Consider the following 25420-nt stretch of genomic DNA (forward strand, 5'->3'; position numbering starts at 1 on the left):
GTCGCATTACAACGGAAGACAGAAAGCATGGCACTTAAGTCGTACAAGCCGACGACGCCGGGCCAGCGCGGGCTGGTGCTGATCGACCGTTCGGAGCTGTATAAAGGACGTCCCGTCAAAGCCCTCACCGAGGGTCTGACGAAGTCGGGCGGCCGGAACAACACCGGACGGATCACTGCACGCCGCCGCGGCGGTGGCGCAAAGCGTCTCTATCGCATCGTCGATTTCAAGCGGAACAAGTTCGACGTGTCGGCCACCGTGGCCCGCATCGAATATGACCCCAACCGGACCGCGTTCATCGCACTGGTTCAGTATGACGACGGCGAGCAGGCCTACATCCTGGCCCCGCAGCGCCTCGCCATCGGCGACCGCGTCGTGGCGTCGGCAAAGGCCGACATCAAGCCCGGCAACGCTATGCCCTTCTCGGGCATGCCGATCGGTACCATCGTCCACAACATCGAACTGAAGCCCGGCAAGGGCGGTCAGATCGCACGCGCCGCGGGCACCTACGCCCAGTTCGTCGGCCGTGACGGTGGCTACGCACAGATCCGCCTCTCGTCGGGTGAACTGCGCATGGTTCGTCAGGAATGCATGGCCACCATCGGTGCCGTGTCGAACCCCGACAACTCGAACCAGAACCTTGGTAAAGCCGGTCGTAACCGCCACTATGGCAAGCGTCCGAGCGTCCGCGGCGTCGTGATGAATCCGATCGACCACCCGCACGGTGGTGGTGAGGGTCGTACCTCGGGTGGTCGTCACCCGGTGACCCCGTGGGGCAAGCCGACCAAGGGCAAGCGTACCCGCAACACCAACAAGGCGTCGCAAAAGCTGATCATCCGCTCGCGCCACGCCAAGAAGAAGGGGCGGTAATCCATGACGCGCTCTGTTTGGAAAGGCCCGTTCGTCGACGCCTACGTCCTGAAAAAGGCCGAGAAAGTCCGCGAATCTGGCAAGAACGAAGTCATCAAAATCTGGTCGCGCCGCTCGACGATCCTGCCCCAGTTCGTGGGTCTGACGTTTGGCGTCTACAACGGCCAGAAGCATGTTCCCGTGAACGTCTCCGAAGACATGATCGGTCAGAAGTTCGGTGAGTACTCGCCGACTCGGACCTATTACGGTCACGCGGCTGACAAAAAAGCCAAGAGGAAGTAAGCCATGGGCAAGGATAAGAATCCCCGCCGCGTGGCGGACAACGAGGCGATGGCAAAGCTGCGCATGCTGCGCACTTCGCCCCAGAAGCTGAACCTGGTGGCCGCGCTGATCCGCGGCAAGAAGGTCGACCGTGCTCTCACGGACCTGACTTTCTCGAAAAAGCGGATCGCCGTGGACGTGAAGAAATGCCTTCAGTCCGCTATCGCGAACGCCGAGAACAACCACGGTCTGGACGTTGACGAGCTCGTCGTCGCCGAGGCCTATGTGGGCAAGAACCTTGTGATGAAGCGCGGTCGTCCGCGTGCACGTGGCCGCTTTGGTCGCATCAACAAGCCGTTCTCGGAACTCACCATCAAGGTGCGTCAGGTCGAGGAGCAAGCCTAATGGGTAACAAGACCAATCCGATCGGCATGCGCCTCCAGGTCAACCGCACCTGGGACAGCCGCTGGTACGCCGACACCAAGGACTATGGTGATCTGCTTCTGGAAGACATCGCGATCCGCGAATTCCTCCACGAAGAGTGCAAGCAGGCCGGTGTTGCCCGCATCATCATCGAGCGTCCGCACAAGAAGTGCCGCGTCACGATCCACACCGCACGCCCCGGCGTCATCATCGGCAAGAAAGGCGCGGACATCGAAGTCCTGCGCAAGAAGCTGGCGAAGATGACCGACAGCGAGCTGCACCTCAACATCGTTGAAGTGCGGAAGCCCGAGCTCGACGCCCGCCTCGTGGGTGAGAGCATCGCGCAGCAGCTCGAGCGTCGTGTGTCGTTCCGTCGCGCGATGAAGCGTGCCGTGCAGAACGCAATGCGTATGGGCGCCCTGGGTATCCGGGTGAACGTCGCTGGTCGTCTGGGCGGTGCCGAGATCGCACGTACTGAGTGGTATCGCGAAGGCCGTGTGCCCCTGCACACCCTGCGCGCCGACATCGATTACTCGCACGTAGAAGCCACGACCCCCTATGGTATCATCGGGATCAAGGTCTGGATCTTCAAAGGCGAGATCATGGAGCATGACCCCGCAGCCCGCGACCGCAAGTCGCAGGAACTGCAAGACGGTCCGGCTCCGCGCGGCGCCATGGGCGGCCGTCGCTGAGGAGGTTTGAGAAATGCTTCAACCGAAACGCACTAAATTCCGGAAGATGTTCAAAGGCCGCATCAAGGGTGAGGCCAAGGGCGGTTCCGACCTGAACTTCGGCCACTACGGCCTGAAGGCTCTTCAGCCCGAGCGTGTGACTGCTCGCCAAATCGAAGCGGCTCGCCGCGCGATGACGCGTCACATGAAACGTCAGGGCCGGGTCTGGATCCGTATCTTCCCGGACACTCCCGTGACCTCCAAACCCACCGAAGTCCGGATGGGTAAGGGTAAAGGTTCCGTGGATTTCTGGGCCTGCAAAGTGAAGCCCGGCCGCGTGATGTTCGAGATCGACGGTGTGCCCGAGGACGTCGCCCGTGAGGCGCTGCGTCTGGCGGCAATGAAACTGCCGATCAAGTCGCGCGTCGTGGTTCGCGAGGACTGGTAATCCCTTCGGGATAACCGCATGAAAAAGGCCCCCGCCGAGCAATCGGCGGGGGCTTTCCATTTCAATCCCGCGCGGGGCAGGGGGGCCTGTGCTGCGCATCAGGACAGAGGACCGCGCCATGGCCCAGATCCGTTCCCTCTTTGCGACCCGTCTCTACCGCGCCCGGCTGTCGGAGTTCGATCCGGCGATCGACGCCGATGAGCTCGAGGGCTCGTGCTATTCCATCGCCGAGGATGACGAGGCCGGGCAGGAATGGTGCGAGAACAACGCTTATCCGGGATACACCTCCTATGCGTCGCTGACCGATCTGCCGTGGCGCTTTCCGATCTTCGGCGATCTGGTGAAAGCGCTGGACCAGCACGTGGCGGCCTTTGCCGAGGACCTCGAGTTCGACCTTGGCGACAAGGCGCTGGTGCTCGAGGACCTGTGGATCAACATCCTGCCCGAGGGCGGCACGCACAGCTCGCACATCCACCCGCATTCGGTGATCTCCGGCACCACCTATGTGTCGATGCCCGATGGCGCCAGCGCGTTGAAGCTGGAAGACCCGCGGCTGCCGATGATGATGGCCGCTCCGACGCGCCGCAAGGGCTGCCGTGAAGAGCTCAAGAGCTTCATCTATGAGGCCCCTGCAGTGGGCGACGTGCTGCTCTGGGAGAGCTGGCTGCGCCACGAGGTGCCGATGAACATGTCCGAGGACGAGCGCATCTCGGTCAGCTTCAACTACAAGTGGGAGTGATCCGGGGCCTTGCCTCCACCACTGCTGGGGTCCCTGTCTGAGACCCCGGCTAGGGCAACCCAGCCATGCGCGCGGGCCCTTGTTTTACAGGGTTGTCACGGTCCGGATTCTGGCCTATATCGCGCGCTCATCCACCTCCACCGGGAATCAGGGTGACCCGCATAACGACGGGGCTCTCCGGTGATGTTGAAACGAAGGAGCGACCTTATGGACGCCAAAGAACTTGCGAACAAGACCCCGGACCAGCTCCGGGACGAGCTCGTCGCGCTGAAAAAGGAAGCGTTCAACCTGCGCTTCCAGAAAGCGACCGGCGCACTCGAGAACACCGCCCGCATCCGTCAGGTGCGCCGCGACGTTGCCCGCGTCAACACCGTGCTGAACCAAAAAGCCGCTGGCGCGGCCGCAACCGAGTAAGGGAGGCTAAGTAATGCCCAAGCGTATCCTGCAAGGCACCGTGACCTCCACGGCAAACGCACAGACCGTCACCGTTTCGGTCGAGCGTCGCTTCAAGCACCCGGTCATGCAAAAGACCATTCGTAAGTCGAAGAAATACCGTGCCCATGACGAGGCCGGCAAGTTCGCCGTTGGCGATACGGTCCGCATCATCGAATGCGCGCCCAAGTCGAAGACGAAGCGCTGGGAAGTCATCGCAGAATAAGCGTCTAGCCTCGGTCTAATGACCGGGGCATGCGCTTTTCCTGCGATGGTGCTCAGCATCATCGAAACCCTGGGGGGTAGACCAAGAACAACCCCCAAAGGTCGGGAGAAACCAAATGATCCAGATGCAGACCAATCTGGATGTTGCTGACAATTCCGGTGCCCGGAAAGTTCAGTGCATCAAGGTCCTCGGCGGCTCGCATCGCCGCTACGCATCGGTCGGCGACATCATCGTCGTCTCGGTGAAAGAGGCCATTCCGCGCGGCCGCGTGAAAAAAGGTGACGTCCGTAAGGCCGTCGTCGTGCGCACCGCCAAGGAAGTTCGTCGTGAAGATGGCACGTCGATCCGCTTCGACCGCAACGCGGCCGTCATCCTGAACAACTCGGGCGAGCCTGTCGGCACCCGTATTTTCGGGCCGGTGGTTCGCGAACTGCGCGCGAAGAACTTCATGAAGATCATCTCGCTCGCTCCGGAGGTGCTGTAATGGCTGCTAAACTCCGTAAAGGTGACAAGGTCGTCGTCCTGTCCGGCAAGGACAAAGGCAAGACCGGCACCATCGAGTCCGTCGATCCCAAAGGTGGCAAGGCAGTTGTCGGTGGCGTGAACATGGCCATCCGTCACCAGCGCCAGTCGCAGACCGAGCAGGGCGGCCGCACGCCGAAGGCGATGCCGATCGACCTGTCGAACCTGGCGATCGTCGATGCCAACGGCAAAGCAACCCGCGTCGGCTTCCGCATGGAAGGTGACAAGAAGGTCCGCTTCGCCAAGACCACGGGAGACGTGATCGATGCTTGATACCGCGACCTACACGCCGCGTCTCAAGACGCAGTTCCGCGACACGATCAAAGCCGCTCTGAAAGAAGAGTTCGGCTACAAGAACGATATGCAAATCCCCTCGGTGGACAAGATCGTTCTGAACATCGGTTGCGGTGCAGAAGCCGTGCGCGACTCCAAAAAGGCGAAATCGGCTCAGGAAGACCTGACCAAGATCGCTGGTCAGCTGGCCGTCACCACCAAGGCAAAGAAGTCGATCGCCGGCTTCCGCGTCCGTGAAGACATGCCGCTCGGTGCCAAGGTCACGCTTCGTGGTGACCGGATGTACGACTTCCTCGATCGTCTGATCAACATCGCGATGCCGCGTATCCGCGACTTCCGTGGTGTGAAGCCGTCCTTCGACGGCCGTGGCAACTTCGCCATGGGCATCAAGGAGCACATCGTGTTCCCGGAAATCGAATTCGACAAGGTCGATGAGGTTTGGGGTATCGACGTGATCATCACGACCACCGCCGCAACCGACGCGGAAGCCAAGGCGCTGTTGAAGCATTTCAACATGCCCTTCAACGCCTGAGGAGCGAGACACATGGCTAAGAAATCCATGATCGAACGCGAAAAGAAGCGTCAGAAGCTGGTGGAACAGTATGCCGCCAAGCGTGCCGCTCTGAAAGAGATCGCGAACGACGAAACCAAGCCGATGGAAGAGCGTTTCAAGGCTCGCCTTGACCTGGCGAAACTGCCGCGCAACTCCTCGCCGACCCGTCTGCACAACCGTTGCCAGCTGACCGGTCGTCCGCACGCGTATTACCGGAAGCTCAAGGTCAGCCGTATCGCCCTGCGCGAACTCGGCTCGAACGGCCTGGCACCCGGTCTCGTGAAATCGAGCTGGTAAGGAGGGTATGAGATGAACGATCCTATCGGCGATATGCTCACCCGTATCCGTAACTCCCAGATGCGCGGCAAGTCGGTCGTTTCGACCCCGGCTTCCAAACTGCGCGCTTGGGTTCTCGACGTGCTGGCGGACGAAGGTTTCATCCGCGGCTACGAGAAGGGCACCGACGTAAACGGTCACCCGACGCTCGAGATCAGCCTGAAGTACTTCGACGGCACCCCCGTCATCCGCGAACTGAAGCGGGTGTCGAAGCCGGGCCGCCGTGTGTACATGGGCGTGAGCGACATCCCGCAGGTCCGTCAGGGCCTGGGTGTCTCGATTGTCAGCACGCCCAAAGGCGTGATGTCGGACGCAAACGCCCGCGCTGCCAATGTCGGCGGCGAGGTGCTCTGCACGGTATTCTAAGGAGGGACTCATGTCTCGTATTGGGAAAAAACCGGTCGAGCTGCCGTCGGGTGTCTCTGCATCCGTCACCGGTCAGACCGTCGAAGTGAAGGGCCCGAAAGGGACCCAGACCTTCAACGCTACCGACGATGTGACCATCGCGGTCGAAGACAATGTCATCACCGTGACGCCGCGCGGCAACTCCAAGCGCGCCCGTCAGCAGTGGGGCATGTCCCGTACCGTTGTTGCGAACATGGTCCACGGTGTTCAGAACACCTTCAAGAAAGAGCTTGAGATCCAGGGTGTGGGTTACCGCGCCGCGGTTCAGGGCTCGATCCTGAAGCTGAACCTCGGATACAGCCACGATGTGAACTTCGACATCCCGCAAGGCATCACGGTGACCACGCCGAAGCCGACCGAGATCATCATCGAAGGTCATGATGCACAGCAGGTTGGTCAGGTTGCGGCGAACATCCGCGACTGGCGCCGCCCCGAGCCCTACAAAGGCAAGGGTATTCGCTACAAAGGCGAATACATCTTCGCCAAGGAAGGCAAGAAGAAGTAAGGACGCAGAAAATGGCACTCAGCAAACGGGAACTGTTCCTCAAGCGCCGCCTGCGCGTCCGGAACAAGCTTCGCAAGTCCAACGCCGGCCGCGTGCGCCTCTCGGTGCACCGCTCGAACAAGAACATCAGCGTTCAGCTGATCGACGACGTTCGCGGCGTGACCCTGGCCTCCGCCTCCTCGATGGAGAAGGACCTGGGCGTGACCGGCAACGGCGCGAACATCGACGCGGCTCAGAAGGTGGGTGCGGCAATCGCCGAACGCGCCAAGAAAGCCGGCATCGAAGAAGCTTACTTCGACCGCGGTGGTTTCCTGTATCACGGTCGCGTCAAGGCTCTGGCCGACGCAGCCCGCGAAGCAGGCCTGAAAATCTGATCTTGGCGGCGGGTCAGCCCGCCGCAGGATCGAAACACGCAAGGCGGGCTCGTCCCGCCTTGCGCTTTTGCAGGCGGCAACGCCTCGATGATCCGGGATCACGGCCCGCTTGGCGCGTCGATCACCTGGATTGGACCAAACGGTGCCGATGCGGCACGGGCTCCGGCCTGAACCGCCACGCGCCAACCTGAGAAAAGGATGCCAGATGGCAGAACGTGAGAACCGCCGGAACCGTCGCGAGCGCGACGAAGCTCCGGAATTCGCCGATCGCCTTGTCGCGATCAACCGTGTGTCGAAGACCGTCAAAGGCGGTAAGCGTTTCGGCTTTGCCGCGCTCGTCGTCGTCGGCGACCAGAAGGGCCGCGTGGGCTTCGGCAAAGGTAAGGCCAAGGAGGTCCCCGAGGCCATCCGTAAGGCGACCGAGCAAGCGAAGCGCAAAATGATTCGCGTGCCGCTGCGCGAAGGCCGCACGCTGCACCACGACATCGAAGGCCGTCACGGCGCTGGCCGTGTGGTGATGCGCACCGCACCGACCGGTACCGGGATCATCGCCGGTGGTCCGATGCGTGCCGTGTTCGAGATGCTCGGCGTGCACGACGTGGTCGCCAAGTCGATCGGTTCGCAGAACCCGTACAACATGATCCGCGCCACCCTGAACGCGCTGGAGAAGGTGAACTCGCCCCGCAGCGTCGCACAGCGTCGTGGCAAAAAGGTCGCCGACATCCTCCCCAAGCGTGACGAGGCCCCCGCGGAATCGTCGCAAGTGGCTGAGGAGGCCTGAGACCCATGGCTAAGACCATCGTTGTGAAGCAGATCGGCTCGCCGATCCGTCGCCCCGCCGTACAGCGCCAGACGCTGATCGGCCTGGGCCTGAACAAGATGAACAAGACCCGCGAGCTTGAGGACACCCCCGCCGTGCGCGGCATGGTCCGCAAGATCCCGCACCTGGTCGAGATCATCGAAGAGCGCGGCTGAGCCGTCTCTCTTTGCCAATCTCGGAAACGCCCCGGACCTCATGCCGGGGCGTTTTCTTTTGTGCGCCGGGCGCGGGGCAGGGGGCCCATCTCTTGCAATAGACGGGCAGCAGCCTTTGAACGCCGCTCGCGGTAACCAATTGGCAACAGTTCCGGTGCCACACTTCAGCGCTGCGGGCCGGGCGGCAGGTCACTGCCCTTGCACCGCGCCGTATCGGGCGCTATACGCCCCCGGTGGCCGGGTTCTGCGAATCCGCGTCACCGATTCCGAAAACATGCATGCCGCGTTTGCCCCATCCGTCGCTGGGGGGCACATCCGGCAAGGAGAAGCGACAATGAAACTTCATGAACTTCGCGACAACGAAGGCGCAACCCGTACGAAGAAGCGCATCGGCCGTGGCCCGGGTTCGGGCAAAGGCAAGATGGGTGGCCGTGGTATCAAAGGCCAGAAATCGCGTTCGGGTGTGGCCATCAACGGCTACGAAGGCGGCCAGATGCCGCTCTACCAGCGTCTTCCCAAGCGTGGCTTCAACAAGCCGAACCGGAAGTCCTACGCCGTGGTCAACCTCGGCCTGATCCAGAAATTCGTGGAAGCCGGCAAACTCGACGCCGCTTCGATCAACGAAGACACGCTGGTGACCTCCGGCCTCGTGCGCCGCAAGCTCGACGGCATCCGCGTTCTGGCGAAGGGCGAAGTGACCTCCGCTCTGACCATCGACGTGACCGGTGCTTCGAAAGCCGCTGTCGAGGCGGTCGAGAAGGCAGGTGGCGCGCTCAAGACCGCAGCCGCGGCCGAATAAGCGGGTTGTGAGCGGCCGCCGTGCCGCTTACATAAGGCCCCACGTTTTCCACGAACGCCGCCGGAGCCGGAAAGCGCCCCGGCGGCGTTTCGTCTGAGAGAGGACCCTCATGGCATCCGCTGTGGAACAAATGGCCGCCAACACCAGCTGGGCGGCGCTTGGCAAGGCGACGGACCTTCGCAACCGCATCTTCTTTACGTTGGGGCTGCTGATCGTCTACCGACTCGGCACATATATCCCCGTTCCGGGCATCGACGGCGCCGCGCTGCGCCAGTTCATGGAGCAGGCCGGTCAGGGCATCGGCGGCATGGTCTCCATGTTCACCGGTGGCGCGCTGGGACGGATGGGCATCTTCGCCCTCGGCATCATGCCCTATATCTCTGCCTCGATCATCGTTCAGCTGCTGACGGCCATGGTGCCGGCGCTAGAGCAGCTGAAGAAAGAAGGCGAGCAGGGCCGCAAGAAGATCAACCAGTACACGCGCTACGGCACGGTCGCTCTGGCGCTGTTCCAGGCCTACGGCCTGGCCGTGAGCCTCGAGGCGGGCGATCTCGCCCATGATCCGGGCTGGTACTTCCGCGCCGCCGTGGTGATCACCCTTGTGGGCGGCACGATGTTCCTTATGTGGCTGGGCGAACAGATCACCGCCCGCGGCATCGGCAACGGCATCTCTCTCATCATCTTCGTGGGCATCATCGCCGAGATTCCGGCGGCACTGGCGCAGTTTTTCGCCTCGGGCCGCTCGGGGGCCATCTCGCCGGCGCTGATCATCGGCGTGATCGTCATGGTCGTCGCGGTGATCATGTTCGTGGTGTTCATGGAACGCGCCCTGCGCAAGATCACCATCCAATACCCGCGCCGGCAGGTAGGCATGCGGATGACCGAAGCGCAGCAATCGCACCTGCCGATCAAGGTGAACCCGGCGGGCGTGATCCCGGCGATCTTCGCCAGCTCGCTGCTGCTGCTGCCGACGACGATTGCCACCTTCAGCCAAGCTGGCTCCACCGGTCCGATCATGTCGACGATCCTTGCCTACTTTGGCCCGGGTCAGCCGCTCTACCTGCTGTTCTTCGCAGCCATGATCATCTTCTTCGCCTATTTCTACACGCACAACGTGTCGTTCAAGACCGATGAAGTGGCCGACAACCTGAAGAACCAGAACGGTTTCATTCCCGGGATCCGTCCGGGCAAGAAAACCGCCGAGCACCTTGAATATGTGGTCAACCGGGTGCTGGTGCTGGGCGCTGCCTATCTGACGGCGGTCTGCCTGCTGCCCGAGGTCCTGCGCTCGCAGTTCGCCATCCCGTTCTACTTCGGCGGCACCTCGGTGCTCATCGTGGTCTCGGTAACGATGGACACGATCCAGCAGGTCCAAAGCCACCTGCTCGCACATCAATACGAAGGTCTTATCCAGAAATCGCAGCTGCGCGGTAAGGGTAAGGCACGCAAACGGAAGGGACCCGCACGGCGATGAACATCATTCTTCTTGGACCGCCCGGCGCAGGCAAGGGCACCCAGGCCCGGATCCTCGTGGAAGAGCGCGGCATGATCCAGCTCTCGACCGGCGACATGCTGCGCGAGGCAAAGGACAGCGGCACCGAGATGGGTAACAAGGTCGCCGACGTTATGGCGCGTGGCGAGCTTGTCACCGACGAGATCGTCATCGGTCTGATCCGCGAAAAGCTCGAGGCGAACCCCACCGCCGGCTATATCTTCGACGGGTTCCCGCGCACGCTGAAACAGGCGGATGCGCTGGCGGAGCTGCTCGAAGAGCAGGGCCAGACGCTGGATCACGTGGTCGAGCTTCGGGTGAACGACGATGCGCTGGTGGAGCGGATCACCGCGCGTTCGACCTGCGGATCCTGTGGTGAGGTCTACAACGACCTGACCAAGCCGATCCCGGCCGATGGCAAATGCTCCAACTGTGGCGGCACCGAGTTCAAACGCCGGGCCGACGACAATGCGCAGGCGCTGCAGAAGCGCTTGATGGAGTACTACAAGCAGACCTCGCCGCTGATCGGCTATTACTACGCAAAGGGGCAGCACTCCCGCGTGGATGGTCTGGGTGAGATTGGCGACGTCAAAGCCGCCATCGCAGCCAAGCTCGACTGAGCCTTTCCTCCTCCGGGGTCCTGCCTTCCTCTTGGCAGAAATATCCCGGGGGAGTCCGCGCTAGCGGACGGGGGCAGAGCCCCCACCTTCTTCCCCGCCTCATGCAGAACCGCCTCAGGCCGCCCCAGCGATCCGCTGGACCCGGGCAAAGGCCACCGAGAGGTTCCGACCCTCTCCGGCGTAGAGGCGGGCCAGATACGCCCGATCCTCCATCGACAGCGTGCCATAGGCCATCGACCAGCGCGGGAACATGCGCTCGGTGACGTGCCGGTTGACCCGCTCGACCACCGAAAAATGGCGACTGTCCTGACGGATCTCCTCGAACAGGCCCCGCACCGTGCTGCGCGCCCCTTCAAGCACCTGACAGAATCCGCCTTCCTCGCGCAGCAGACAGCCGGTAACCCCGAGGATCAGATTGCGATCCAAGGCCTTGGTCATGATGTCCACGTCCGAAGGATGCCGCCGCGGGAACAGCGACCGGCTGGTGTAGAGCAACTGGTAAATCATTGAAGCGCCTCGCTCACGCGGGGTTGCGCGATGCGGAAAGAGAGGGCAGGGTGGCTGCCGGGGACTTGGGGAAGGGTTGTCGTGACCTGCATGAGACTGTAAACGATGGGGATCGAGAATGGTTCCCGAATGGGTCTTGACGGCCCGTACGAATCCTCATACCCACTCCCATCTCTTATCGAGACTCAATTTGTTGGGCTGGCTTCGCTTGCCTTGCAGATCACCTCATCAGCGGACAGCCCGGCGGCGCCTTCGTGCCTCGGGCTCATGTTGTGAAAAAAGGTTCTGGAGCTACGGAACCGCAACGAAAGGAATAGACACTTGGCACGTATTGCCGGCGTTAACATCCCGACCCATAAGCGGGTGCCGATCGCCCTGACTTACATCACCGGTATCGGCGACACTTCCGCCAAAGCCATCTGCGAAGCCGTGAACATCGACGCAACCCGTCGTGTGAACGAGCTGTCGGACGCCGAAGTTCTGGCGATCCGCGAGCACATCGACGCGAACTACACCGTCGAAGGTGACCTGCGTCGCGAAACGCAGATGAACATCAAGCGCCTGATGGACCTTGGCTGCTACCGTGGCCTGCGTCACCGTCGCAACCTCCCGGTCCGCGGTCAGCGGACTCACACCAACGCTCGCACGCGCAAGGGCCCCGCAAAGCCCATCGCAGGCAAGAAGAAATAAGGGAGGCTGACCAATGGCACGTGATACCCGTCGCGGAGGCAAGAAGAAGGTCTCCAAGAACATCGCCGCAGGCGTGGCGCATGTTAACTCGTCGTTCAACAACACCAAGATCCTGATCTCGGACGTGCAAGGCAATGCGATCTCCTGGTCGTCCGCCGGCACCATGGGCTTCAAGGGCTCGCGTAAGTCGACCCCCTATGCTGCTCAGCTCGCCGCCGAAGATGCAGGCCGCAAGGCTCAGGAACATGGTGTGAAGACGCTGGAAGTCGAAGTTCAGGGGCCCGGTTCGGGTCGTGAATCGGCTCTGCGCGCTCTGGCAGCTGCCGGCTTCAACATCACGTCTATCCGTGACGTGACGCCGATTGCACACAACGGCTGCCGCCCGCCGAAGCGTCGTCGCGTCTGATCGCATCAACTTATCGGGTGGGGCCCTGCCATGAGTGCGGGGCCCTGCCTTCGTCATTTTAACCTCGGGCGTCTGCGCCTTTGGACATGGGGCGCGGACTGGAATGGAGGGACGCATGATCCACAAGAACTGGGCTGAACTTATCAAGCCGACCCAGCTGGAGGTTCGCCCCGGCGCCGATCCTACCCGCGTTGCGACCCTCGTCGCCGAGCCGCTCGAGCGTGGTTTCGGCCTGACCCTCGGCAACGCGCTGCGTCGGGTCCTGCTGTCGAGCCTTCAGGGCGCGGCAATCACCTCGGTGCAGATCGACAATGTGCTGCACGAGTTCTCGTCGGTCGCCGGTGTGCGGGAAGATGTCACCGACATCATCCTGAACCTCAAGGGTGTGGCTCTCCGCATGGAAGTCGAAGGCCCCAAGCGCCTGTCCCTGACCGCCAAAGGTCCGGGCGTGGTGACGGCTGCCGATATCGCGGAAACCGCTGGCATCGACGTGCTGAACAAGGACCACGTGATCTGCCACCTCGACGAGGGCGCGGATTTCTACGTGGAACTGACGGTCAACACCGGCAAGGGCTACGTTTCGGCTGACAAGAACAAGCCGGAAGACGCACCGATCGGCCTCATTCCGATCGACGCGATCTACTCGCCGGTCAAGAAAGTCGCCTACGACGTGCAGCCGACCCGTGAAGGTCAGGTTCTGGACTATGACAAGCTGACCATGAAGGTCGAGACCGATGGTTCGGTCACGCCCGAGGACGCGATCGCATTTGCCGCTCGCATCCTGCAGGACCAGCTGTCGATCTTCGTCAACTTCGAAGAGCCCGAATCCGCTGGCCGTCAGGACGACGACGATGGTCTCGAGTTCAACCCGCTCCTTCTCAAGAAGGTGGACGAGCTGGAACTGTCGGTGCGTTCGGCGAACTGCCTGAAGAACGACAACATCGTCTACATCGGCGATCTCATCCAGAAGACCGAAGCCGAGATGCTCCGCACCCCGAACTTCGGCCGCAAATCGCTGAACGAGATCAAAGAAGTGCTGTCGGGCATGGGTCTGCACCTTGGCATGGACGTCGAGGACTGGCCGCCGGACAACATCGAAGATCTGGCAAAGAAACTGGAAGACCAGTTCTGAGCCAACTGAGGGGCGGGGGAAACCCCGCCTTTCACACAAGGGCAATTCTGCCCCAAGGAGAGGGCCCCGCACGCATGGGGTCCCGGACAAAGCAAAACACGTATCTGGAGATAGAAAATGCGTCACGCTAAAGGTTACCGCCGCCTGAACCGCACCCACGAGCACCGCAAGGCGCTGTGGGCAAACATGGCCGGCTCGCTCATCGAGCATGAGCAGATCAAAACCACCCTGCCCAAGGCGAAAGAACTGCGCCGCGTGGTGGAAAAGCTCATCACCCTCGGCAAGCGCGGCGACGTTCACGCCCGCCGTCAGGCTGCATCGCAGCTCAAGCAGGACATGCACGTTGCGAAGCTCTTCGAAGTGCTTGGCCCGCGCTACGCCGAGCGTCAGGGCGGCTACGTCCGCATCCTGAAAGCCGGCTTCCGCTATGGTGACATGGCGCCGATGGCGATCATCGAGTTCGTCGACCGCGACGTCGCAGCCAAAGGCGCAGCCGACAAAGCGCGCCTCGAAGCCGAAGAGGCTCTGGCAGACGCCGAATAAGATATCCTCTCCATCGGAGAGACTGGGCCCTGCCGGTGACGGTGGGGCCCTTTTCTTTTGCGCCGCGCCTGTTGCGTCGGATGGCGATGAGTATTTGGGGAAAAGATGAAAGCGCAGACAGGGTGGCGCGCTGCGTATTTGTTGAACAATGAAAACCGGGGCGTGTCGTGAAAATTCTGCGAAAGGGCGCATAACTGCTTGCGGCAGAAGGAAAGCCAAAGCTAGGTGCGGACAACCGCATTCCCTTCAGGAAGGACAGAGACATGAGAACCCGTGCAGCCGTGGCGCTGGAAGCCGGCAAACCGCTCGAGATCATGGAGGTGGAGCTTGATGGCCCGAAGGCCGGAGAAGTGCTCGTCGAGATCAAGGCCACCGGGCTTTGCCACACCGATGAGTTCACCCGTTCGGGTGCCGACCCCGAGGGTATCTTCCCGGCCATCCTTGGCCATGAGGGCGCCGGTGTGGTGCTGGAAGTGGGCGAGGGCGTCACCACGCTGAAGCCCGGCGATCACGTCATCCCGCTTTATACGCCCGAGTGCCGCGAGTGCCCCTCGTGCCTGTCGGGCAAGACGAACCTCTGCACCGCGATCCGCAACACCCAAGGCCAGGGGCTGATGCCCGACGGCACCACGCGCTTCAAGATGCTCGATGGCACGCCGATCCACCACTACATGGGGTGTTCCACCTTCGCCAACCACACGGTGATGCCGGAGATCGCGCTCGCCAAGGTGCGCGACGATGCGCCCTTCGATAAGATCTGCTACATTGGCTGCGGCGTCACCACCGGCATCGGCGCGGTGATCAACACGGCGGGCGTGGAGATCGGCTCGACGGCGGCGGTTTTCGGCCTCGGCGGCATCGGCCTCAACGTGATCCAGGGCCTGCGCATGGCGGGAGCCGACATGATCATCGGTGTGGATCTCAACGACTCCAAGGCCGAGATGGCCAAGAAGTTCGGCATGACGCATTTCGTGAACCCCTCGAAGGTCGACAGCACGGTGCAGGCCATCGTCGATCTGACCAAGCGTGGCGCGGATCAGATCGGCGGCGTGGATTACAGCTTTGACGCCACCGGCAACGTCAAGGTGATGCGCGACGCGCTGGAATGCTCGCACCGTGGCTGGGGTGTGTCGGTGATCATCGGCGTGGCCCCCGCCGGGGCCGAGATCAGCACCCGCCCGTTCCAGTTGGTGACGGGCCGGGTCTGGAAGGGCACGGCGTTTGGCGGCGCCAAGGGCCGCACCGATGTGCCGAAATTCGTCGACTGGTACATGGACGGCAAGATCGAGATCGACTCGATGATCACCCACAAGCTGACCCTCGAAGAGATCAACCACGGCTTCGATCTTATGCATGAGGGCAAATCCATCCGCGCCGTGGTCGAGTTCTGAGATCGGCGTGACCCCGCCGGGCCAGATCGCCCTTTGTGAAAATTTTCCCGGCAGGCGCTTGGCTTGCCGGGAGTCCCGCGCCACCCTATAGCTGCAATATTGCCGAACAGGGGATGGCCGAGATGAGCCTGCGCGACAAGCTGAGTGAACTCTACGAGGGCGATAGCGATCTGGCGCACCGCTTTCGCTATGCGCTGCTGGCTTTCGACATCTTCACCGTCGTGTTTGTCATCGGCACCTCCTTCACCGATCACGGGCGGCTGGTGGAAACCATCGACGTGCTTTTTGGTGTGGTGATCCTCGCCGACTTCCTCGCGCGGCTGTGGATCGCGCCGCGCAAGACGCCTTTCCTGTTCAGCCCGGCAACGCTGGCCGACCTTGTCTCGTTGATCTCTTTTCTCGCGCCGTTGGCCGGGGAGGGGCTGGGCTTCCTGCGGGTGCTGCGGACGCTGCGGCTGCTGCACACCTATCAACTCAGCAAGCGTCTGCGCGAAGACTTCAGGGTCTTTCGCCAGAACGAGGACGTGCTGATCGCGGTGGTGAACCTGATGGTCTTCCTCTTTGTGATGACCGGGCTGGTTTACGCCCTGCAGTACCGCACCAATGACGACATCAACAATTACGCCGATGCGCTCTATTTCACCGTGACCACGCTCACCACCACCGGCTATGGCGACATCACGCTCGACGGGTCGTGGGGCCGGGTGATCTCCGTAGTGGTGATGATCTGCGGCGTCACGCTGTTTCTGCGGCTGGCGCAGGTGCTGTTCCGTCCGATCAAGGTGAAGAAGACCTGCGCAACCTGCGGGCTGCGCCTGCATGACGCCGATGCGATCCATTGCAAGCATTGCGGCGAGATCATCCATATCGAGACCGAGGGGCAGAGCTGATGAGCGAGACGATGGAACTGCGCGCCTATGCGCCCGAGGATGCCGAGGGCCTGTGGCAGATGCTGGAGCCGGTGTTCCGCGCCGGCGACACCTATGCCATCGACGCAGACATCTCGCGCGAGGCGGCGATCGCCTATTGGACCGGGCCCGAGCGGCGGGTCTTCGTGGTGAGCGACGGGGCGCGGCTGCTGGGAACCTACTATATCGTGCGCAACCAGAAGGGCGGCGGTTCTCACGTGTGCAACTGCGGCTATGTCACCGCGGGTGAAGCGCGCGGCAAGGGGATCGCCCGCAGGATGCTGGCGCATTCGCTCAAGATCGCGCCGCAGCTTGGCTTTCGTGCCATGCAGTTCAATTTCGTGGTCTCAAGCAACCGCCGTGCGGTCGAGACCTGGCAGAGGGCGGGCTTTGACATTGTCGGCCGCCTTCCCGGTGCTTTCCACCACCCCGCAGAGGGCGACGTGGATGCGCTGGTCATGTACAAGACGCTTGCGGGAAACTGAGCCCGCGAAGGAGATAAAGATGCGAGACGACACCCGCCTGCTGGCGGTTCTGATCGACGCCGACAATACGTCGCCGAAATACGCCAAGGCGATTTTTGACGAACTGGCCAGCCTCGGCGAGGCCAGCGTGCGCCGCTGCTACGGCGATTTTTCCAGCCAGCAGATGTCGGGCTGGTCCAAGGTGACCGCCGAGTTCGGTCTGGTGCCGCACCACCAGCCCGCCAATACCGTGGGCAAGAACGCCAGCGACATCGCGCTGGTCATCGACGCCATGGACCTCATGCATTCGGGCCGGTTCGACGGCTTCGTGCTGGTTAGTTCCGACAGCGATTTCACCCGGCTTGCCAGCCGCATCCGCGAGCAGGGGCTGGATGTCTATGGCATGGGGATGCAAAAGACGCCCGATGCCTTCCGCAAGGCCTGCAAGCGGTTCATCTTCCTTGAGAACCTCGACAGCGCGCCCGAGAAGGCGGCGGGCATCAAGCCGCAGAAGAGCGGCAGCCTCGAAGATGCGCGCAACCTCATCTTCACCGCCATGGATGCGATCGAGCAGGAAGACGATTGGTATACGCTCGGCCAGCTGGGGCAGTTCATCACCGCCGCCAACCCCGATTTCGACACCCGCAGCTACGGCAAGCGCAAGCTGTCGGATCTGGTGGATGAGCTGAAGGTCTTTGAGACCAAGCGCGGGCCAGGCAACCAGATGCTGGTGCGGCGGCTCGACTGACCCGGACAGCCGGGTGCCCCAATCAGGCGCCCCAGTCAGGCACCGTAGCGGGCAAGGAAGGTGGCCACCGCGCCATCGGCCACCCGGGTGATCTCTGCCGGGCCGGGGCGCGCGGCAACGCCGAATACCGCGCGGATCCAGATACCGGCCTTGCACAGTTCGGTGAATTGATCGGCGGCCAGTTCGATATCCTCGACCTTCAACTCGCCGCGGGCCTGTGCCGCCTCGAGGTAGCCGGTGAGCTTACGGTGCATGAACATCGGCCCGGTCTGATAGAACTGGCGGCCGAGATCGGGAAAGCGGTCGGCCTCGGCGATGCAGATGCGAAAGATCCGCTGCCCGGTGTCCGAAAGCACGAAATCAAGGAAGCTGCGCGCCACCAGCGGCAGCACCACCGCCGGCGGCTGGCCGGGATCGATGGTGGTCATGGCGCTTTCGGACTGCAGCGCGCATTGACGGCTGGCCATCTCCATGAAGAGCAGGCGCTTGTCGGGGAAGTAGCTGTAGAGCGTCGCCTTGGAGACCCCGGCGGCCTTGGCGATCTCATCGACATTAGCGCCTTCGAACCCATCTCGGAGAAAGATCGCCCGTGCCCCATCCAGCACTTGTTCGAACTTCCGCCCGCGGCGCACGCCAGCTGTCTCGGTCCTCATCGGGCTGCTCCTTTGTCCGGACAAGCATAAACCGCCCAGTTCAGTTCAAGCAAGCAAGATGCCGGAAGAAGGGACATTCTGCCGCCTTGCTTCCGCGGTGGAATTCCCTAGATTAGAATTATTCTAAACTGGTGCTCCCGGAGTCCTCCCATGCGTTTTTTCACCCAGCGGCGTCACTTCCGCGACCTGAGCGAGCAGGAAGTGCTCGCGCTGGCGATTTCCTCGGAGGAGGATGACGCCCGCATCTACCGCTCCTACGCCGAGATGCTGCGCGCCGACTATCCCGATACGGCGGCGATCTTCGACGGTATGGCAGAAGAGGAAGACGGCCACCGCCGGGCCCTGATCAACCTGCACCGCATGCGCTTTGGCGAGGTGATTCCGCTGATCCGGCGCGAGCATGTGGCGGGTTTCTACGCGCGCCGCCCGGTCTGGCTGGTGCAGAATCTGCCGCTCGAGCGTATCCGCGACGAGGCCGAGGCGATGGAACGCGACGCCGAGCGCTTCTATGTGGAGGCCGCCAAGCGCAGCAGCGACGCCGCCACGCGCAAGCTGTTAGGGGATTTGGCGGCAGCGGAGGCGGGCCACGAGGAGCGCGCGGGGGAACTGGCCGAGAAACATCTCGATGGCGCGGCGCGCGAAAGCGAAGACCGCATGGCGCACCGCCAGTTCGTGCTGACATGGGTGCAGCCGGGGCTGGCGGGGCTGATGGATGGCTCTGTCTCGACGCTGGCACCGATCTTTGCCACCGCCTTCGCCACGCAGGACACATGGACGACCTTCCTCGTCGGCCTCGCCGCCTCGGTTGGCGCGGGCATCTCCATGGGGTTCACCGAGGCGGCGTCGGACGATGGTGAGCTGTCGGGCCGCGGCTCGCCGCTGAAGCGCGGCATCGCCTCGGGGGTGATGACCACGCTGGGCGGTCTCGGCCACGCGCTGCCCTATCTGATCCCGCACTTCTGGACCGCGACGATCATCGCCTGGATCATCGTCTTCTGCGAGCTTTGGGCCATCGCCTGGATCCAGAAGCGCTATATGGAAACCCCGTTCCTGCGCGCGGCGATGCAGGTGGTGCTCGGCGGCGGGCTGGTGCTGGCGGCTGGGGTGCTCATCGGCAGCGGTTGAGCGCTTGCCCAGCTTGCCCAGGGGCGCGTCCGGCGGTGCCTCCGGGCCTGCCTCCGGCGGGGATATTTTAGCCAAGAGGAAGTTTGCGGTGGCTCCGGGCTTCCTCTTGGCGGAAATATCCCGGGGGAGGCCGCGTCAGCGGGCGGGGGCAGCGCCCCCTGCAACCTTCGCATAGCCGTGATCGCCTCTGGCACCCTGCGCCTGCCCGTGGCAAACCGATGCAAACGCGCGAGGCCAAGGAGACGCCACCATGACCCAGTTCGGCAAGGGCTGCCATCTGCATCTGATCGACGGTTCGGCCTTCATCTTCCGGGCCTACCACGCGCTGCCGCCGCTCACCCGCAAGTCCGACGGGCTGCCCATCGGCGCGGTCAGCGGCTTTTGCAACATGCTGCAGAAATACGTCGAGGACAGCTCCGGTCCCGATGCGCCGACCCATGTGGCGGTGATCTTCGACAAGGGCAGCCACACCTTCCGCAACGATCTTTATGATCAGTACAAGGCCAACCGCGAGGCGATGCCCGAGGATCTGCGCCCGCAGATCCCGCTCACCCGCGACGCCACCATCGCCTTCAACATCGCCTGCAAGGAGCTTGAGGGCTATGAGGCCGACGACATCATCGCCACGCTCTCATGTCAGGCGCGCGATGCGGGCGGGCGCGTGACCATCATCTCCTCGGACAAGGATCTGATGCAGTTGGTCGGTGACGGCGTCGAGATGCTGGACGCGATGAAGAACCGCCGCATCGACCGTGACGGGGTGGTCGAGAAATTCGGCGTCGGCCCCGAGCGCGTGGTCGACGTGCAGGCGCTGGCCGGGGATTCGGTCGACAACGTGCCGGGCGCGCCGGGCATCGGCATCAAGACCGCGGCGCTGCTGATCAACGAATATGGCTCGCTCGAAGAGCTTCTGGACCGCGCCGAGGAGATCAAGCAGCCCAAGCGCCGCCAGACGCTGGTCGAGAACCGCGCACAGATCGAACTGTCCAAAAAGCTGGTGCAGCTCGATTGCGAGACGCCGCTGGATTTCACCCTCGACGATCTCGAGGTGCAGGATCCCGATCCCGAGAAATTGCTGACCTTCCTCGCCGAGATGGAATTCAGCACGCTGACCAAGCGCATCGCCAACACCCTCGGGGCCGAGGCGCCGGTGATCACCGAGGCCAAGGCGCCCGCCGCCGACACGCCCGCCGCCGGTGACGCGCCCGAGATGCCGCCCATCGATCCTGCCGCCTACACATGGGTGAAAAGCGCCGCGGATCTTGCGCCGTGGATCGCGCAGGCCCGGCAGTGCGGCTGGGTCGCGGTGGACACCGAGACCACCGGCCTCAACGAGATGACTTGCGATCTGGTCGGCGTCTCGCTGGCCATCGAGCCGGGGCAGGCCTGCTACATTCCGCTGGCGCATCGCGCGGCAGGTGGCGAGAGCGACCTTTTCGGCTCGGACGATCTGGCAGAGGGGCAGATGCCGATGAACGAGGCGCTGGACCTGCTGAAACCGCTGCTCGAAGACCCGGCGGTGATGAAGATCGGCCAGAACATGAAATACGATGCCAAGGTGCTGTCGCGCTACGGCATCGGCGTCGCGCCGATCGACGACACCATGCTGATCTCTTACGCGCTGCACGCCGGTCTGCACGGCCACGGTATGGACACGCTGTCGGAACGCTACCTCGGCCACACGCCGATCCCGATCAAGGACCTCTTGGGCTCGGGCAAGAAGATGATCACCTTCGACCGGGTGCCGATCGAGGATGCGGTGAAATACGCCGCCGAGGACGCCGACATCACTCTGCGCCTGTGGAAGCTGCTGAAGCCGCGGCTGCACCTCTCCCGCGTCACCCGTGTTTATGAAGGCACTGAGCGCCCGCTGGTGCCGGTGCTGGCGCAGATGGAGCTGGCCGGTGTGCAGGTGGACCGCGGCACGCTCTCGCGCATGTCCACCGCCTTCGCGCAGAAGATGGCCGGGCTCGAGGCCGAGCTGCACGAACTGGCGGGGCACCCGTTCAACGTCAACTCCCCGGCGCAGGTGGGCGAGATCCTCTTTGCCGAGATGGGGCTCGAGGGCGGCAAGAAGACCAAGACCGGCGCATGGTCGACGCCTGCCGAGGTGCTGGAGGATCTGGCCACCGAGCATGACTTCGCCGCCCGCGTGCTGGACTACCGCCAGATGCAGAAGCTGAAGTCGACCTACACCGACGCGCTGCAGGAGCATATCAACGCCGAGACGGGCCGGGTGCACACCTCCTATTCCATCGCCGGGGCGAACACCGGGCGTCTCGCCTCGACCGAGCCGAACCTGCAGAACATCCCGGTGCGCTCGGAAGAGGGGCGGCGTATCCGCGAGGCTTTCGTCGCGCCCGAGGGCAAGGTGATCGTGGCGCTCGACTACAGCCAGATCGAGCTGCGCATCCTTGCGCATATGGCCGATATCGCCGCGCTCAAGCAGGCCTTCCGCGAGGGGCAGGACATTCACGCGATGACCGCGTCCGAGATGTTCGGCGTGCCGATGGAAGAGATGACGCCGGAGATCCGCCGCCGCGCCAAGGCGATCAACTTCGGGGTGATCTACGGCATTTCGGGCTTTGGCCTTGCGCGCAACCTGCGCATCCCGCGCGGCGAGGCGCAGGCCTTCATCGACCGCTATTTCGAGCGCTTCCCGGGCATCAAGACCTACATGGACGAAACCATTGCCTTCGCCAAGGAACACGACCGGGTCGAGACGCTGTTCGGACGGGTGATCCACACGCCCGAGATCAACGCCAAGGGCCCGCGCTCGGGCTTTGCGCGGCGCGCCGCGATCAACGCGCCGATCCAGGGCACGGCGGCGGACATCATCCGCCGCGCGATGATCCGCATGCCCGCCGCGATTGAGGGCCAGCCCGCCAAGATGCTGCTGCAGGTGCACGACGAACTGATCTTCGAGGTCGAGGAAGGCGGCGTCGACACGCTCATCGCCACCGCGCGCGAGGTCATGGAGGGCGCCGCCGAGCCGGTGGTGAAGCTCGACGTGCCGCTGGTGGTCGACGCCGGGCAGGGGGCGAACTGGGCCGAGGCGCATTAAGCGCGCCGAACACAGCCGCAACGAAAAACGGCGTCCCCGCGGGGACGCCGTTCTCGTTTCCGGGGGAGGGGCCGTCTCAGAGCAGCCCGGCCTCGCGGAAGAGCTCGGGAAGGCTGGCCTCGGGGCGCGGGCCCATGTGGCTGATCACCTCGGTCGCCGCCACGGTGCCCATGCGGCCCGCGGTCGCCATGTCGGCGCCGGTGGCGAGCCCATAAAGGAACCCGGCGGCGAACTGGTCGCCCGCGCCGGTGGCGTCCACGGGGACGATCTTGGTCACCGGAACATCGGTCCGCTCGCCATCGCGCATGATCGTCACCCCATCGCCCGAGCGGGTGCAGATCACCAGCGGGCAGATCGCCGCGACACGGGCCAGATCGGCCTCCAGCGAGTCGTCCTGATAGAGCGAGCGGATCTCGGCCTCATTGCCGATCACATAGTCCATCTCGTGCTCGATCAGCTGCAGGAAGTCCTCGCGGTGACGCTCGACGCAGAACGGATCGGAAATGGCGATCCCGGCCTTGCCGCCCGCGGCGCGGCAGGCGCGGGCGAGGCGGATGAAGGCCTCCTTGCCCTTGTCCTTGTCGAAGAGATAGCCCTCGAGAAAGACGATCTCGGCCTCGGCGGCCACCGCTTCGTCCACATCGTCCGGGCCCAGCTCGGCCGAGATGCCGAGGTAGGTGTTCATCGAGCGCTCGCCGTCCGGAGACACGAAGATCATCGAGCGCGAGGTCGGCAGCTCACCGCCCGGCACCGGCGGGTTGACGAAGGCGGTGCCGTCCTTCTCCATCGCCTCGGCATAGAAACGCCCCAGCGCGTCGTCATGCACCCGCCCGATGAAGGCGGTGCGCAGCCCGAGGTTGCCAAGGCCCGCAAGCGTATTGGCCACCGAGCCGCCCGGCGCCTGCACCCGGCCCTCCATGGCGCCATAAAGCAACTCGGCGCGCTCGCGCTCGACCAGCTGCATGATGCCCTTGGTGATGCCCATATGCTCGAGGAACGAGTCATCGGCACGGGTCAGCACGTCGACGATGGCGTTGCCGATGCCGACAACCTGATACTTCTTCATAGGGTTTTTTCCTCGAATTGACAGAGGTCGCGGATCAGGCAGGCCCCGCATTTGGGCTTGCGCGCGACGCAGGTGTAGCGCCCGTGCAGGATCATCCAGTGATGCGCATGCTGCTGGAAATCCACCGGGATATTGTCTTCGATGGCGCGCTCGACGGCGACGACGTCCTTGCCGGGGCAGACCCCCGAGCGGTTGCCGAAGCGGAAGATATGCGTGTCCACCGCCTGCGCCGGATAATGCCACCACATGTTCAGCACCACATTGGCGGTCTTGCGCCCGACGCCGGGCAGGCTTTCCAGCGCGGCGCGCGAACAGGGCACCTCGCCGCCGTAGTCCTCGACGAGGATCTTCGACAGCTTGATGACGTTCTTGGCCTTGTTGCGGTAAAGGCCGATGGTCTTGATGTGCTCGATCAGGGCCTCCTCGCCGAGCGCGAGCATCTTCTCGGGCGTGTCGGCGATCTTGAACAGCTCATGCGTCGCGCGGTTCACCCCCGCGTCGGTCGCCTGCGCCGAAAGCGCCACCGCCACCACCAGCGTGTAGGCGTTGACGTGGTCGAGCTCCCCTTTCGGCTCCGGTTCGGAGGCGTGGAAGCGGGTGAAGATCTCGCGGATCGTGTGATAATCGAGCTGCTTGGCCATGATCTCTGCTATGCAACGCCGGGCCCATTCCCGCAAGTCCACCTTCTTCTCTTTGATAAATACGCAAATCCCGCCCGCGCCGCTTGCGCAACATTCGGGTCGCGCGCGAGGCCGGTTTCCCGCTATTCCAAGGGTCAGGAGCATCAGGAGGCCGCGATGGGCGAGCTTGCACAGCAGGGATACCATTTCAACGTCATGCGCCGCGCGATCGAGCTGATTGACGCGGGCGGCCCGCAGATAACGCTCGAGACGCTGGCGGCGCAGATGGACATGAGCCCGGCGCATTTCCAGCGGCTGTTCTCCCGCTGGGCCGGGGTCTCGCCGAAGCGCTTCCAGCAGTATCTCGCGCTCGGCCACGCCAAGGCGCTGCTCTCGGACCGGTTCTCGACGCTGGAGACGGCGCATGCGGCGGGGCTCTCGGGCGGCGGGCGGCTGCATGACCTCTTCCTTCGCTGGGAGGCGATGAGCCCCGGCGATTTTGCCAAGGGCGGGCAGGGGCTGGTGATCTTCTGGGGCTGGTTCGAAAGCCCCTTCGGCCCGGCGCTGGTCATGGGCACCGAGAAGGGCATCTGCGGCATGGGCTTTGCCGCCGAAGCGGGCGAGGAGGAGACCTTTCAGGACCTGCTCTCGCGCTGGCCCAATGCCGAGTTCATCGAAGATCCGATGTTCCTGCGCCCTTGGGTGCTGGCCGCCTTCGGGGTGCAGCAGCAGGGCGAGCTGCCGATCTACCTCATTGGCGCGCCGTTCCAGATCAAGGTCTGGGAGGCGTTGATGCGCATCCCCTCTGGGCATGTCACCAGCTATTCCGAGATCGCCGAGGCGATCGGCAGCCCGCGTGCGGTGCGCGCGGTGGGCACCGCGGTGGGGCGCAATCCGGTCTCGCTGCTGATCCCCTGCCACCGGGCGCTGCGCAAATCGGGCGGGCTCGGCGGCTACCACTGGGGTCTGCCGGTCAAGCGCGCGATCCTCGCATGGGAAGCGGCGCGGCTGGAGGCGCAGGAGGCCGGAGCGCCAAAAGCCGGGGCGCAGGAGCTTGGCGCGCGGGCCTGAAAGCCCGCAAGCACGATACCGGAAATACTATGACAAACGTGGGCGGGGATCTGCCGACAATGTGTGCAGCGCGCCATTGGCGGGGCC

At 63.4% G+C, this 25420-nt stretch carries 35 protein-coding genes; 31 read left to right on the plus strand and 4 right to left on the minus strand.

Annotation, left to right across the window (positions count from 1 at the left end):
- The first annotated feature begins 27 nt into the window (after nt 1–27).
- The 20 genes from rplB to AYJ57_RS09425 all read left to right on the plus strand — a co-directional run bounded on the left by rplB (nt 28) and on the right by AYJ57_RS09425 (nt 10945).
- The gene (rplB, locus tag AYJ57_RS09330; RefSeq protein WP_066104062.1) at nt 28–870 is read left to right on the plus strand and encodes a 50S ribosomal protein L2; all 843 of its coding nucleotides are present in this window, start codon (nt 28–30) and stop codon (nt 868–870) included.
- Between the two features lie 3 nt (nt 871–873).
- Nucleotides 874–1152 (plus strand): 30S ribosomal protein S19, encoded by a 279-nt coding sequence (rpsS, locus tag AYJ57_RS09335; protein ID WP_066104065.1) that lies wholly within the window; start codon nt 874–876, stop codon nt 1150–1152.
- A gap of 3 nt (nt 1153–1155) precedes the next feature.
- Nucleotides 1156–1536, plus strand: a complete 381-nt coding sequence (rplV, locus tag AYJ57_RS09340; protein ID WP_066104068.1) for a 50S ribosomal protein L22 — start codon at nt 1156–1158, stop codon at nt 1534–1536.
- Nucleotides 1536–2246 carry a 30S ribosomal protein S3 gene (gene rpsC, locus AYJ57_RS09345; protein ID WP_066104071.1) on the plus strand — a complete coding sequence of 237 codons (711 nt, stop codon included), beginning with the start codon at nt 1536–1538 and terminating at the stop codon, nt 2244–2246. The genes rplV and rpsC overlap by 1 nt, the downstream gene beginning before the upstream one ends.
- Before the next feature lie 13 nt (nt 2247–2259).
- Nucleotides 2260–2673 (plus strand): 50S ribosomal protein L16, encoded by a 414-nt coding sequence (gene rplP, locus AYJ57_RS09350; protein WP_066104074.1) that lies wholly within the window; start codon nt 2260–2262, stop codon nt 2671–2673.
- A gap of 118 nt (nt 2674–2791) precedes the next feature.
- Nucleotides 2792–3412 carry a 2OG-Fe(II) oxygenase family protein gene (locus tag AYJ57_RS09355; protein WP_066104077.1) on the plus strand — a complete coding sequence of 207 codons (621 nt, stop codon included), beginning with the start codon at nt 2792–2794 and terminating at the stop codon, nt 3410–3412.
- A 207-nt stretch (nt 3413–3619) separates the two neighbouring features.
- Nucleotides 3620–3826 (plus strand): 50S ribosomal protein L29, encoded by a 207-nt coding sequence (gene rpmC, locus AYJ57_RS09360; RefSeq protein WP_066104080.1) that lies wholly within the window; start codon nt 3620–3622, stop codon nt 3824–3826.
- A gap of 13 nt (nt 3827–3839) precedes the next feature.
- On the plus strand, nt 3840–4070 hold the full coding sequence (gene rpsQ / locus AYJ57_RS09365) for a 30S ribosomal protein S17 (protein ID WP_066104083.1): 231 nt from the start codon (nt 3840–3842) through the stop codon (nt 4068–4070).
- 115 nt (nt 4071–4185) lie between these two features.
- Nucleotides 4186–4554, plus strand: a complete 369-nt coding sequence (rplN, locus tag AYJ57_RS09370; RefSeq protein WP_005854833.1) for a 50S ribosomal protein L14 — start codon at nt 4186–4188, stop codon at nt 4552–4554.
- Nucleotides 4554–4865, plus strand: a complete 312-nt coding sequence (gene rplX, locus AYJ57_RS09375; protein WP_066104086.1) for a 50S ribosomal protein L24 — start codon at nt 4554–4556, stop codon at nt 4863–4865. The genes rplN and rplX overlap by 1 nt, the downstream gene beginning before the upstream one ends.
- Nucleotides 4858–5418, plus strand: a complete 561-nt coding sequence (gene rplE, locus AYJ57_RS09380; protein ID WP_066104089.1) for a 50S ribosomal protein L5 — start codon at nt 4858–4860, stop codon at nt 5416–5418. Before rplX ends, rplE begins: the two co-directional genes overlap by 8 nt.
- Nucleotides 5419–5430: 12 nt before the next feature.
- Nucleotides 5431–5736: a 30S ribosomal protein S14 gene (gene rpsN / locus AYJ57_RS09385; protein ID WP_066104093.1), complete on the plus strand. Its 306-nt coding sequence runs from the start codon at nt 5431–5433 to the stop codon at nt 5734–5736.
- Between the two features lie 12 nt (nt 5737–5748).
- Nucleotides 5749–6141, plus strand: coding sequence for a 30S ribosomal protein S8 (gene rpsH / locus AYJ57_RS09390; protein ID WP_066104096.1), 393 nt, complete (start codon nt 5749–5751; stop codon nt 6139–6141).
- 10 nt (nt 6142–6151) lie between these two features.
- Nucleotides 6152–6685 (plus strand): 50S ribosomal protein L6, encoded by a 534-nt coding sequence (gene rplF, locus AYJ57_RS09395; protein ID WP_066104099.1) that lies wholly within the window; start codon nt 6152–6154, stop codon nt 6683–6685.
- Nucleotides 6686–6696: 11 nt separating this feature from the next.
- On the plus strand, nt 6697–7059 hold the full coding sequence (rplR, locus tag AYJ57_RS09400) for a 50S ribosomal protein L18 (RefSeq protein ID WP_066104102.1): 363 nt from the start codon (nt 6697–6699) through the stop codon (nt 7057–7059).
- 205 nt (nt 7060–7264) lie between these two features.
- Nucleotides 7265–7840 (plus strand): 30S ribosomal protein S5, encoded by a 576-nt coding sequence (gene rpsE / locus AYJ57_RS09405; RefSeq protein ID WP_066104105.1) that lies wholly within the window; start codon nt 7265–7267, stop codon nt 7838–7840.
- Nucleotides 7841–7845: 5 nt separating this feature from the next.
- Complete coding sequence (gene rpmD / locus AYJ57_RS09410; protein ID WP_066104107.1) at nt 7846–8034, plus strand: 50S ribosomal protein L30; 189 nt, start codon at nt 7846–7848, stop codon at nt 8032–8034.
- Between the two features lie 334 nt (nt 8035–8368).
- Nucleotides 8369–8833, plus strand: a complete 465-nt coding sequence (gene rplO, locus AYJ57_RS09415) for a 50S ribosomal protein L15 (RefSeq protein ID WP_066104110.1) — start codon at nt 8369–8371, stop codon at nt 8831–8833.
- Nucleotides 8834–8942: 109 nt separating this feature from the next.
- Nucleotides 8943–10307: a preprotein translocase subunit SecY gene (gene secY, locus AYJ57_RS09420; RefSeq protein WP_066104115.1), complete on the plus strand. Its 1365-nt coding sequence runs from the start codon at nt 8943–8945 to the stop codon at nt 10305–10307.
- On the plus strand, nt 10304–10945 hold the full coding sequence (locus tag AYJ57_RS09425) for an adenylate kinase (RefSeq protein WP_066104118.1): 642 nt from the start codon (nt 10304–10306) through the stop codon (nt 10943–10945). The genes secY and AYJ57_RS09425 overlap by 4 nt, the downstream gene beginning before the upstream one ends.
- 114 nt (nt 10946–11059) lie before the next feature.
- Here the strand turns inward: AYJ57_RS09425 and AYJ57_RS09430 are convergent, their stop codons facing one another.
- Entirely contained in the window at nt 11060–11452 is a 393-nt protein-coding gene (locus AYJ57_RS09430) for a BLUF domain-containing protein (protein ID WP_066104125.1), read from the minus strand.
- Between the two features lie 321 nt (nt 11453–11773).
- On the opposite strand from AYJ57_RS09430, the gene rpsM reads away from it, so the two are divergent.
- The 8 genes from rpsM (at nt 11774) to AYJ57_RS09470 (ending at nt 17734) form a co-directional block, all read left to right on the plus strand.
- Complete coding sequence (gene rpsM / locus AYJ57_RS09435) at nt 11774–12142, plus strand: 30S ribosomal protein S13 (RefSeq protein ID WP_066104127.1); 369 nt, start codon at nt 11774–11776, stop codon at nt 12140–12142.
- Between the two features lie 13 nt (nt 12143–12155).
- Nucleotides 12156–12548 (plus strand): 30S ribosomal protein S11, encoded by a 393-nt coding sequence (rpsK, locus tag AYJ57_RS09440; protein WP_066104130.1) that lies wholly within the window; start codon nt 12156–12158, stop codon nt 12546–12548.
- Nucleotides 12549–12663: 115 nt separating this feature from the next.
- Nucleotides 12664–13680: a DNA-directed RNA polymerase subunit alpha gene (locus AYJ57_RS09445; protein ID WP_066104134.1), complete on the plus strand. Its 1017-nt coding sequence runs from the start codon at nt 12664–12666 to the stop codon at nt 13678–13680.
- 117 nt (nt 13681–13797) lie between these two features.
- Entirely contained in the window at nt 13798–14223 is a 426-nt protein-coding gene (gene rplQ, locus AYJ57_RS09450) for a 50S ribosomal protein L17 (RefSeq protein ID WP_066104137.1), read from the plus strand.
- Between the two features lie 263 nt (nt 14224–14486).
- Complete coding sequence (locus tag AYJ57_RS09455) at nt 14487–15614, plus strand: S-(hydroxymethyl)glutathione dehydrogenase/class III alcohol dehydrogenase (RefSeq protein WP_066104142.1); 1128 nt, start codon at nt 14487–14489, stop codon at nt 15612–15614.
- A gap of 113 nt (nt 15615–15727) precedes the next feature.
- Complete coding sequence (locus tag AYJ57_RS09460) at nt 15728–16504, plus strand: potassium channel family protein (RefSeq protein WP_066104145.1); 777 nt, start codon at nt 15728–15730, stop codon at nt 16502–16504.
- The gene (locus AYJ57_RS09465; protein WP_083191200.1) at nt 16504–17007 is read left to right on the plus strand and encodes a GNAT family N-acetyltransferase; all 504 of its coding nucleotides are present in this window, start codon (nt 16504–16506) and stop codon (nt 17005–17007) included. The genes AYJ57_RS09460 and AYJ57_RS09465 overlap by 1 nt, the downstream gene beginning before the upstream one ends.
- Nucleotides 17008–17026: 19 nt before the next feature.
- Complete coding sequence (locus AYJ57_RS09470) at nt 17027–17734, plus strand: NYN domain-containing protein (protein WP_066104148.1); 708 nt, start codon at nt 17027–17029, stop codon at nt 17732–17734.
- A gap of 35 nt (nt 17735–17769) precedes the next feature.
- Here AYJ57_RS09470 and AYJ57_RS09475 read toward each other — a convergent pair whose 3' ends face one another.
- Nucleotides 17770–18387, minus strand: coding sequence for a TetR/AcrR family transcriptional regulator (locus tag AYJ57_RS09475; RefSeq protein WP_066104151.1), 618 nt, complete (start codon nt 18385–18387; stop codon nt 17770–17772).
- 150 nt (nt 18388–18537) lie between these two features.
- Here AYJ57_RS09475 and mbfA point away from each other — a divergent pair, with 150 nt between their 5' ends.
- Together mbfA and polA are read left to right on the plus strand one after the other, a co-directional pair.
- Nucleotides 18538–19512, plus strand: coding sequence for an iron exporter MbfA (gene mbfA, locus AYJ57_RS09480; RefSeq protein ID WP_066104153.1), 975 nt, complete (start codon nt 18538–18540; stop codon nt 19510–19512).
- A gap of 250 nt (nt 19513–19762) precedes the next feature.
- Nucleotides 19763–22576, plus strand: coding sequence for a DNA polymerase I (gene polA, locus AYJ57_RS09485; protein WP_066104156.1), 2814 nt, complete (start codon nt 19763–19765; stop codon nt 22574–22576).
- Between the two features lie 76 nt (nt 22577–22652).
- On the opposite strand, the gene AYJ57_RS09490 is transcribed toward polA, so the two are convergent.
- Together AYJ57_RS09490 and nth are read right to left on the minus strand one after the other, a co-directional pair.
- Nucleotides 22653–23642, minus strand: coding sequence for an adenosine kinase (locus tag AYJ57_RS09490; RefSeq protein WP_066104158.1), 990 nt, complete (start codon nt 23640–23642; stop codon nt 22653–22655).
- Entirely contained in the window at nt 23639–24283 is a 645-nt protein-coding gene (gene nth, locus AYJ57_RS09495; protein WP_066104160.1) for an endonuclease III, read from the minus strand. The genes AYJ57_RS09490 and nth overlap by 4 nt, the downstream gene beginning before the upstream one ends.
- 156 nt (nt 24284–24439) lie before the next feature.
- Between nth and AYJ57_RS09500 the strand changes: the two genes are divergently transcribed.
- Entirely contained in the window at nt 24440–25333 is an 894-nt protein-coding gene (locus tag AYJ57_RS09500) for a methylated-DNA--[protein]-cysteine S-methyltransferase (protein ID WP_066104163.1), read from the plus strand.
- Nucleotides 25334–25420 lie beyond the last annotated feature (87 nt).

The organism is Salipiger sp. CCB-MM3, assembly GCF_001687105.1.
Taxonomy (GTDB): Bacteria; Pseudomonadota; Alphaproteobacteria; order Rhodobacterales; family Rhodobacteraceae; genus Salipiger.

Coding starts and splice junctions, on each gene's coding strand:
- rplB (WP_066104062.1), top strand. CDS start 28: ATGGCACTTAAGTCGTACAAGCCGACGACGCCGGGCCAGCGCGGGCTG.
- rpsS (WP_066104065.1), top strand. CDS start 874: ATGACGCGCTCTGTTTGGAAAGGCCCGTTCGTCGACGCCTACGTCCTG.
- rplV (WP_066104068.1), top strand. CDS start 1,156: ATGGGCAAGGATAAGAATCCCCGCCGCGTGGCGGACAACGAGGCGATG.
- rpsC (WP_066104071.1), top strand. CDS start 1,536: ATGGGTAACAAGACCAATCCGATCGGCATGCGCCTCCAGGTCAACCGC.
- rplP (WP_066104074.1), top strand. CDS start 2,260: ATGCTTCAACCGAAACGCACTAAATTCCGGAAGATGTTCAAAGGCCGC.
- AYJ57_RS09355 (WP_066104077.1), top strand. CDS start 2,792: ATGGCCCAGATCCGTTCCCTCTTTGCGACCCGTCTCTACCGCGCCCGG.
- rpmC (WP_066104080.1), top strand. CDS start 3,620: ATGGACGCCAAAGAACTTGCGAACAAGACCCCGGACCAGCTCCGGGAC.
- rpsQ (WP_066104083.1), top strand. CDS start 3,840: ATGCCCAAGCGTATCCTGCAAGGCACCGTGACCTCCACGGCAAACGCA.
- rplN (WP_005854833.1), top strand. CDS start 4,186: ATGATCCAGATGCAGACCAATCTGGATGTTGCTGACAATTCCGGTGCC.
- rplX (WP_066104086.1), top strand. CDS start 4,554: ATGGCTGCTAAACTCCGTAAAGGTGACAAGGTCGTCGTCCTGTCCGGC.
- rplE (WP_066104089.1), top strand. CDS start 4,858: ATGCTTGATACCGCGACCTACACGCCGCGTCTCAAGACGCAGTTCCGC.
- rpsN (WP_066104093.1), top strand. CDS start 5,431: ATGGCTAAGAAATCCATGATCGAACGCGAAAAGAAGCGTCAGAAGCTG.
- rpsH (WP_066104096.1), top strand. CDS start 5,749: ATGAACGATCCTATCGGCGATATGCTCACCCGTATCCGTAACTCCCAG.
- rplF (WP_066104099.1), top strand. CDS start 6,152: ATGTCTCGTATTGGGAAAAAACCGGTCGAGCTGCCGTCGGGTGTCTCT.
- rplR (WP_066104102.1), top strand. CDS start 6,697: ATGGCACTCAGCAAACGGGAACTGTTCCTCAAGCGCCGCCTGCGCGTC.
- rpsE (WP_066104105.1), top strand. CDS start 7,265: ATGGCAGAACGTGAGAACCGCCGGAACCGTCGCGAGCGCGACGAAGCT.
- rpmD (WP_066104107.1), top strand. CDS start 7,846: ATGGCTAAGACCATCGTTGTGAAGCAGATCGGCTCGCCGATCCGTCGC.
- rplO (WP_066104110.1), top strand. CDS start 8,369: ATGAAACTTCATGAACTTCGCGACAACGAAGGCGCAACCCGTACGAAG.
- secY (WP_066104115.1), top strand. CDS start 8,943: ATGGCATCCGCTGTGGAACAAATGGCCGCCAACACCAGCTGGGCGGCG.
- AYJ57_RS09425 (WP_066104118.1), top strand. CDS start 10,304: ATGAACATCATTCTTCTTGGACCGCCCGGCGCAGGCAAGGGCACCCAG.
- AYJ57_RS09430 (WP_066104125.1), bottom strand. CDS start 11,452: ATGATTTACCAGTTGCTCTACACCAGCCGGTCGCTGTTCCCGCGGCGG.
- rpsK (WP_066104130.1), top strand. CDS start 12,156: ATGGCACGTGATACCCGTCGCGGAGGCAAGAAGAAGGTCTCCAAGAAC.
- AYJ57_RS09445 (WP_066104134.1), top strand. CDS start 12,664: ATGATCCACAAGAACTGGGCTGAACTTATCAAGCCGACCCAGCTGGAG.
- rplQ (WP_066104137.1), top strand. CDS start 13,798: ATGCGTCACGCTAAAGGTTACCGCCGCCTGAACCGCACCCACGAGCAC.
- AYJ57_RS09455 (WP_066104142.1), top strand. CDS start 14,487: ATGAGAACCCGTGCAGCCGTGGCGCTGGAAGCCGGCAAACCGCTCGAG.
- AYJ57_RS09460 (WP_066104145.1), top strand. CDS start 15,728: ATGGCCGAGATGAGCCTGCGCGACAAGCTGAGTGAACTCTACGAGGGC.
- AYJ57_RS09465 (WP_083191200.1), top strand. CDS start 16,504: ATGAGCGAGACGATGGAACTGCGCGCCTATGCGCCCGAGGATGCCGAG.
- AYJ57_RS09470 (WP_066104148.1), top strand. CDS start 17,027: ATGCGAGACGACACCCGCCTGCTGGCGGTTCTGATCGACGCCGACAAT.
- AYJ57_RS09475 (WP_066104151.1), bottom strand. CDS start 18,387: ATGAGGACCGAGACAGCTGGCGTGCGCCGCGGGCGGAAGTTCGAACAA.
- mbfA (WP_066104153.1), top strand. CDS start 18,538: ATGCGTTTTTTCACCCAGCGGCGTCACTTCCGCGACCTGAGCGAGCAG.
- polA (WP_066104156.1), top strand. CDS start 19,763: ATGACCCAGTTCGGCAAGGGCTGCCATCTGCATCTGATCGACGGTTCG.
- AYJ57_RS09490 (WP_066104158.1), bottom strand. CDS start 23,642: ATGAAGAAGTATCAGGTTGTCGGCATCGGCAACGCCATCGTCGACGTG.
- nth (WP_066104160.1), bottom strand. CDS start 24,283: ATGGCCAAGCAGCTCGATTATCACACGATCCGCGAGATCTTCACCCGC.
- AYJ57_RS09500 (WP_066104163.1), top strand. CDS start 24,440: ATGGGCGAGCTTGCACAGCAGGGATACCATTTCAACGTCATGCGCCGC.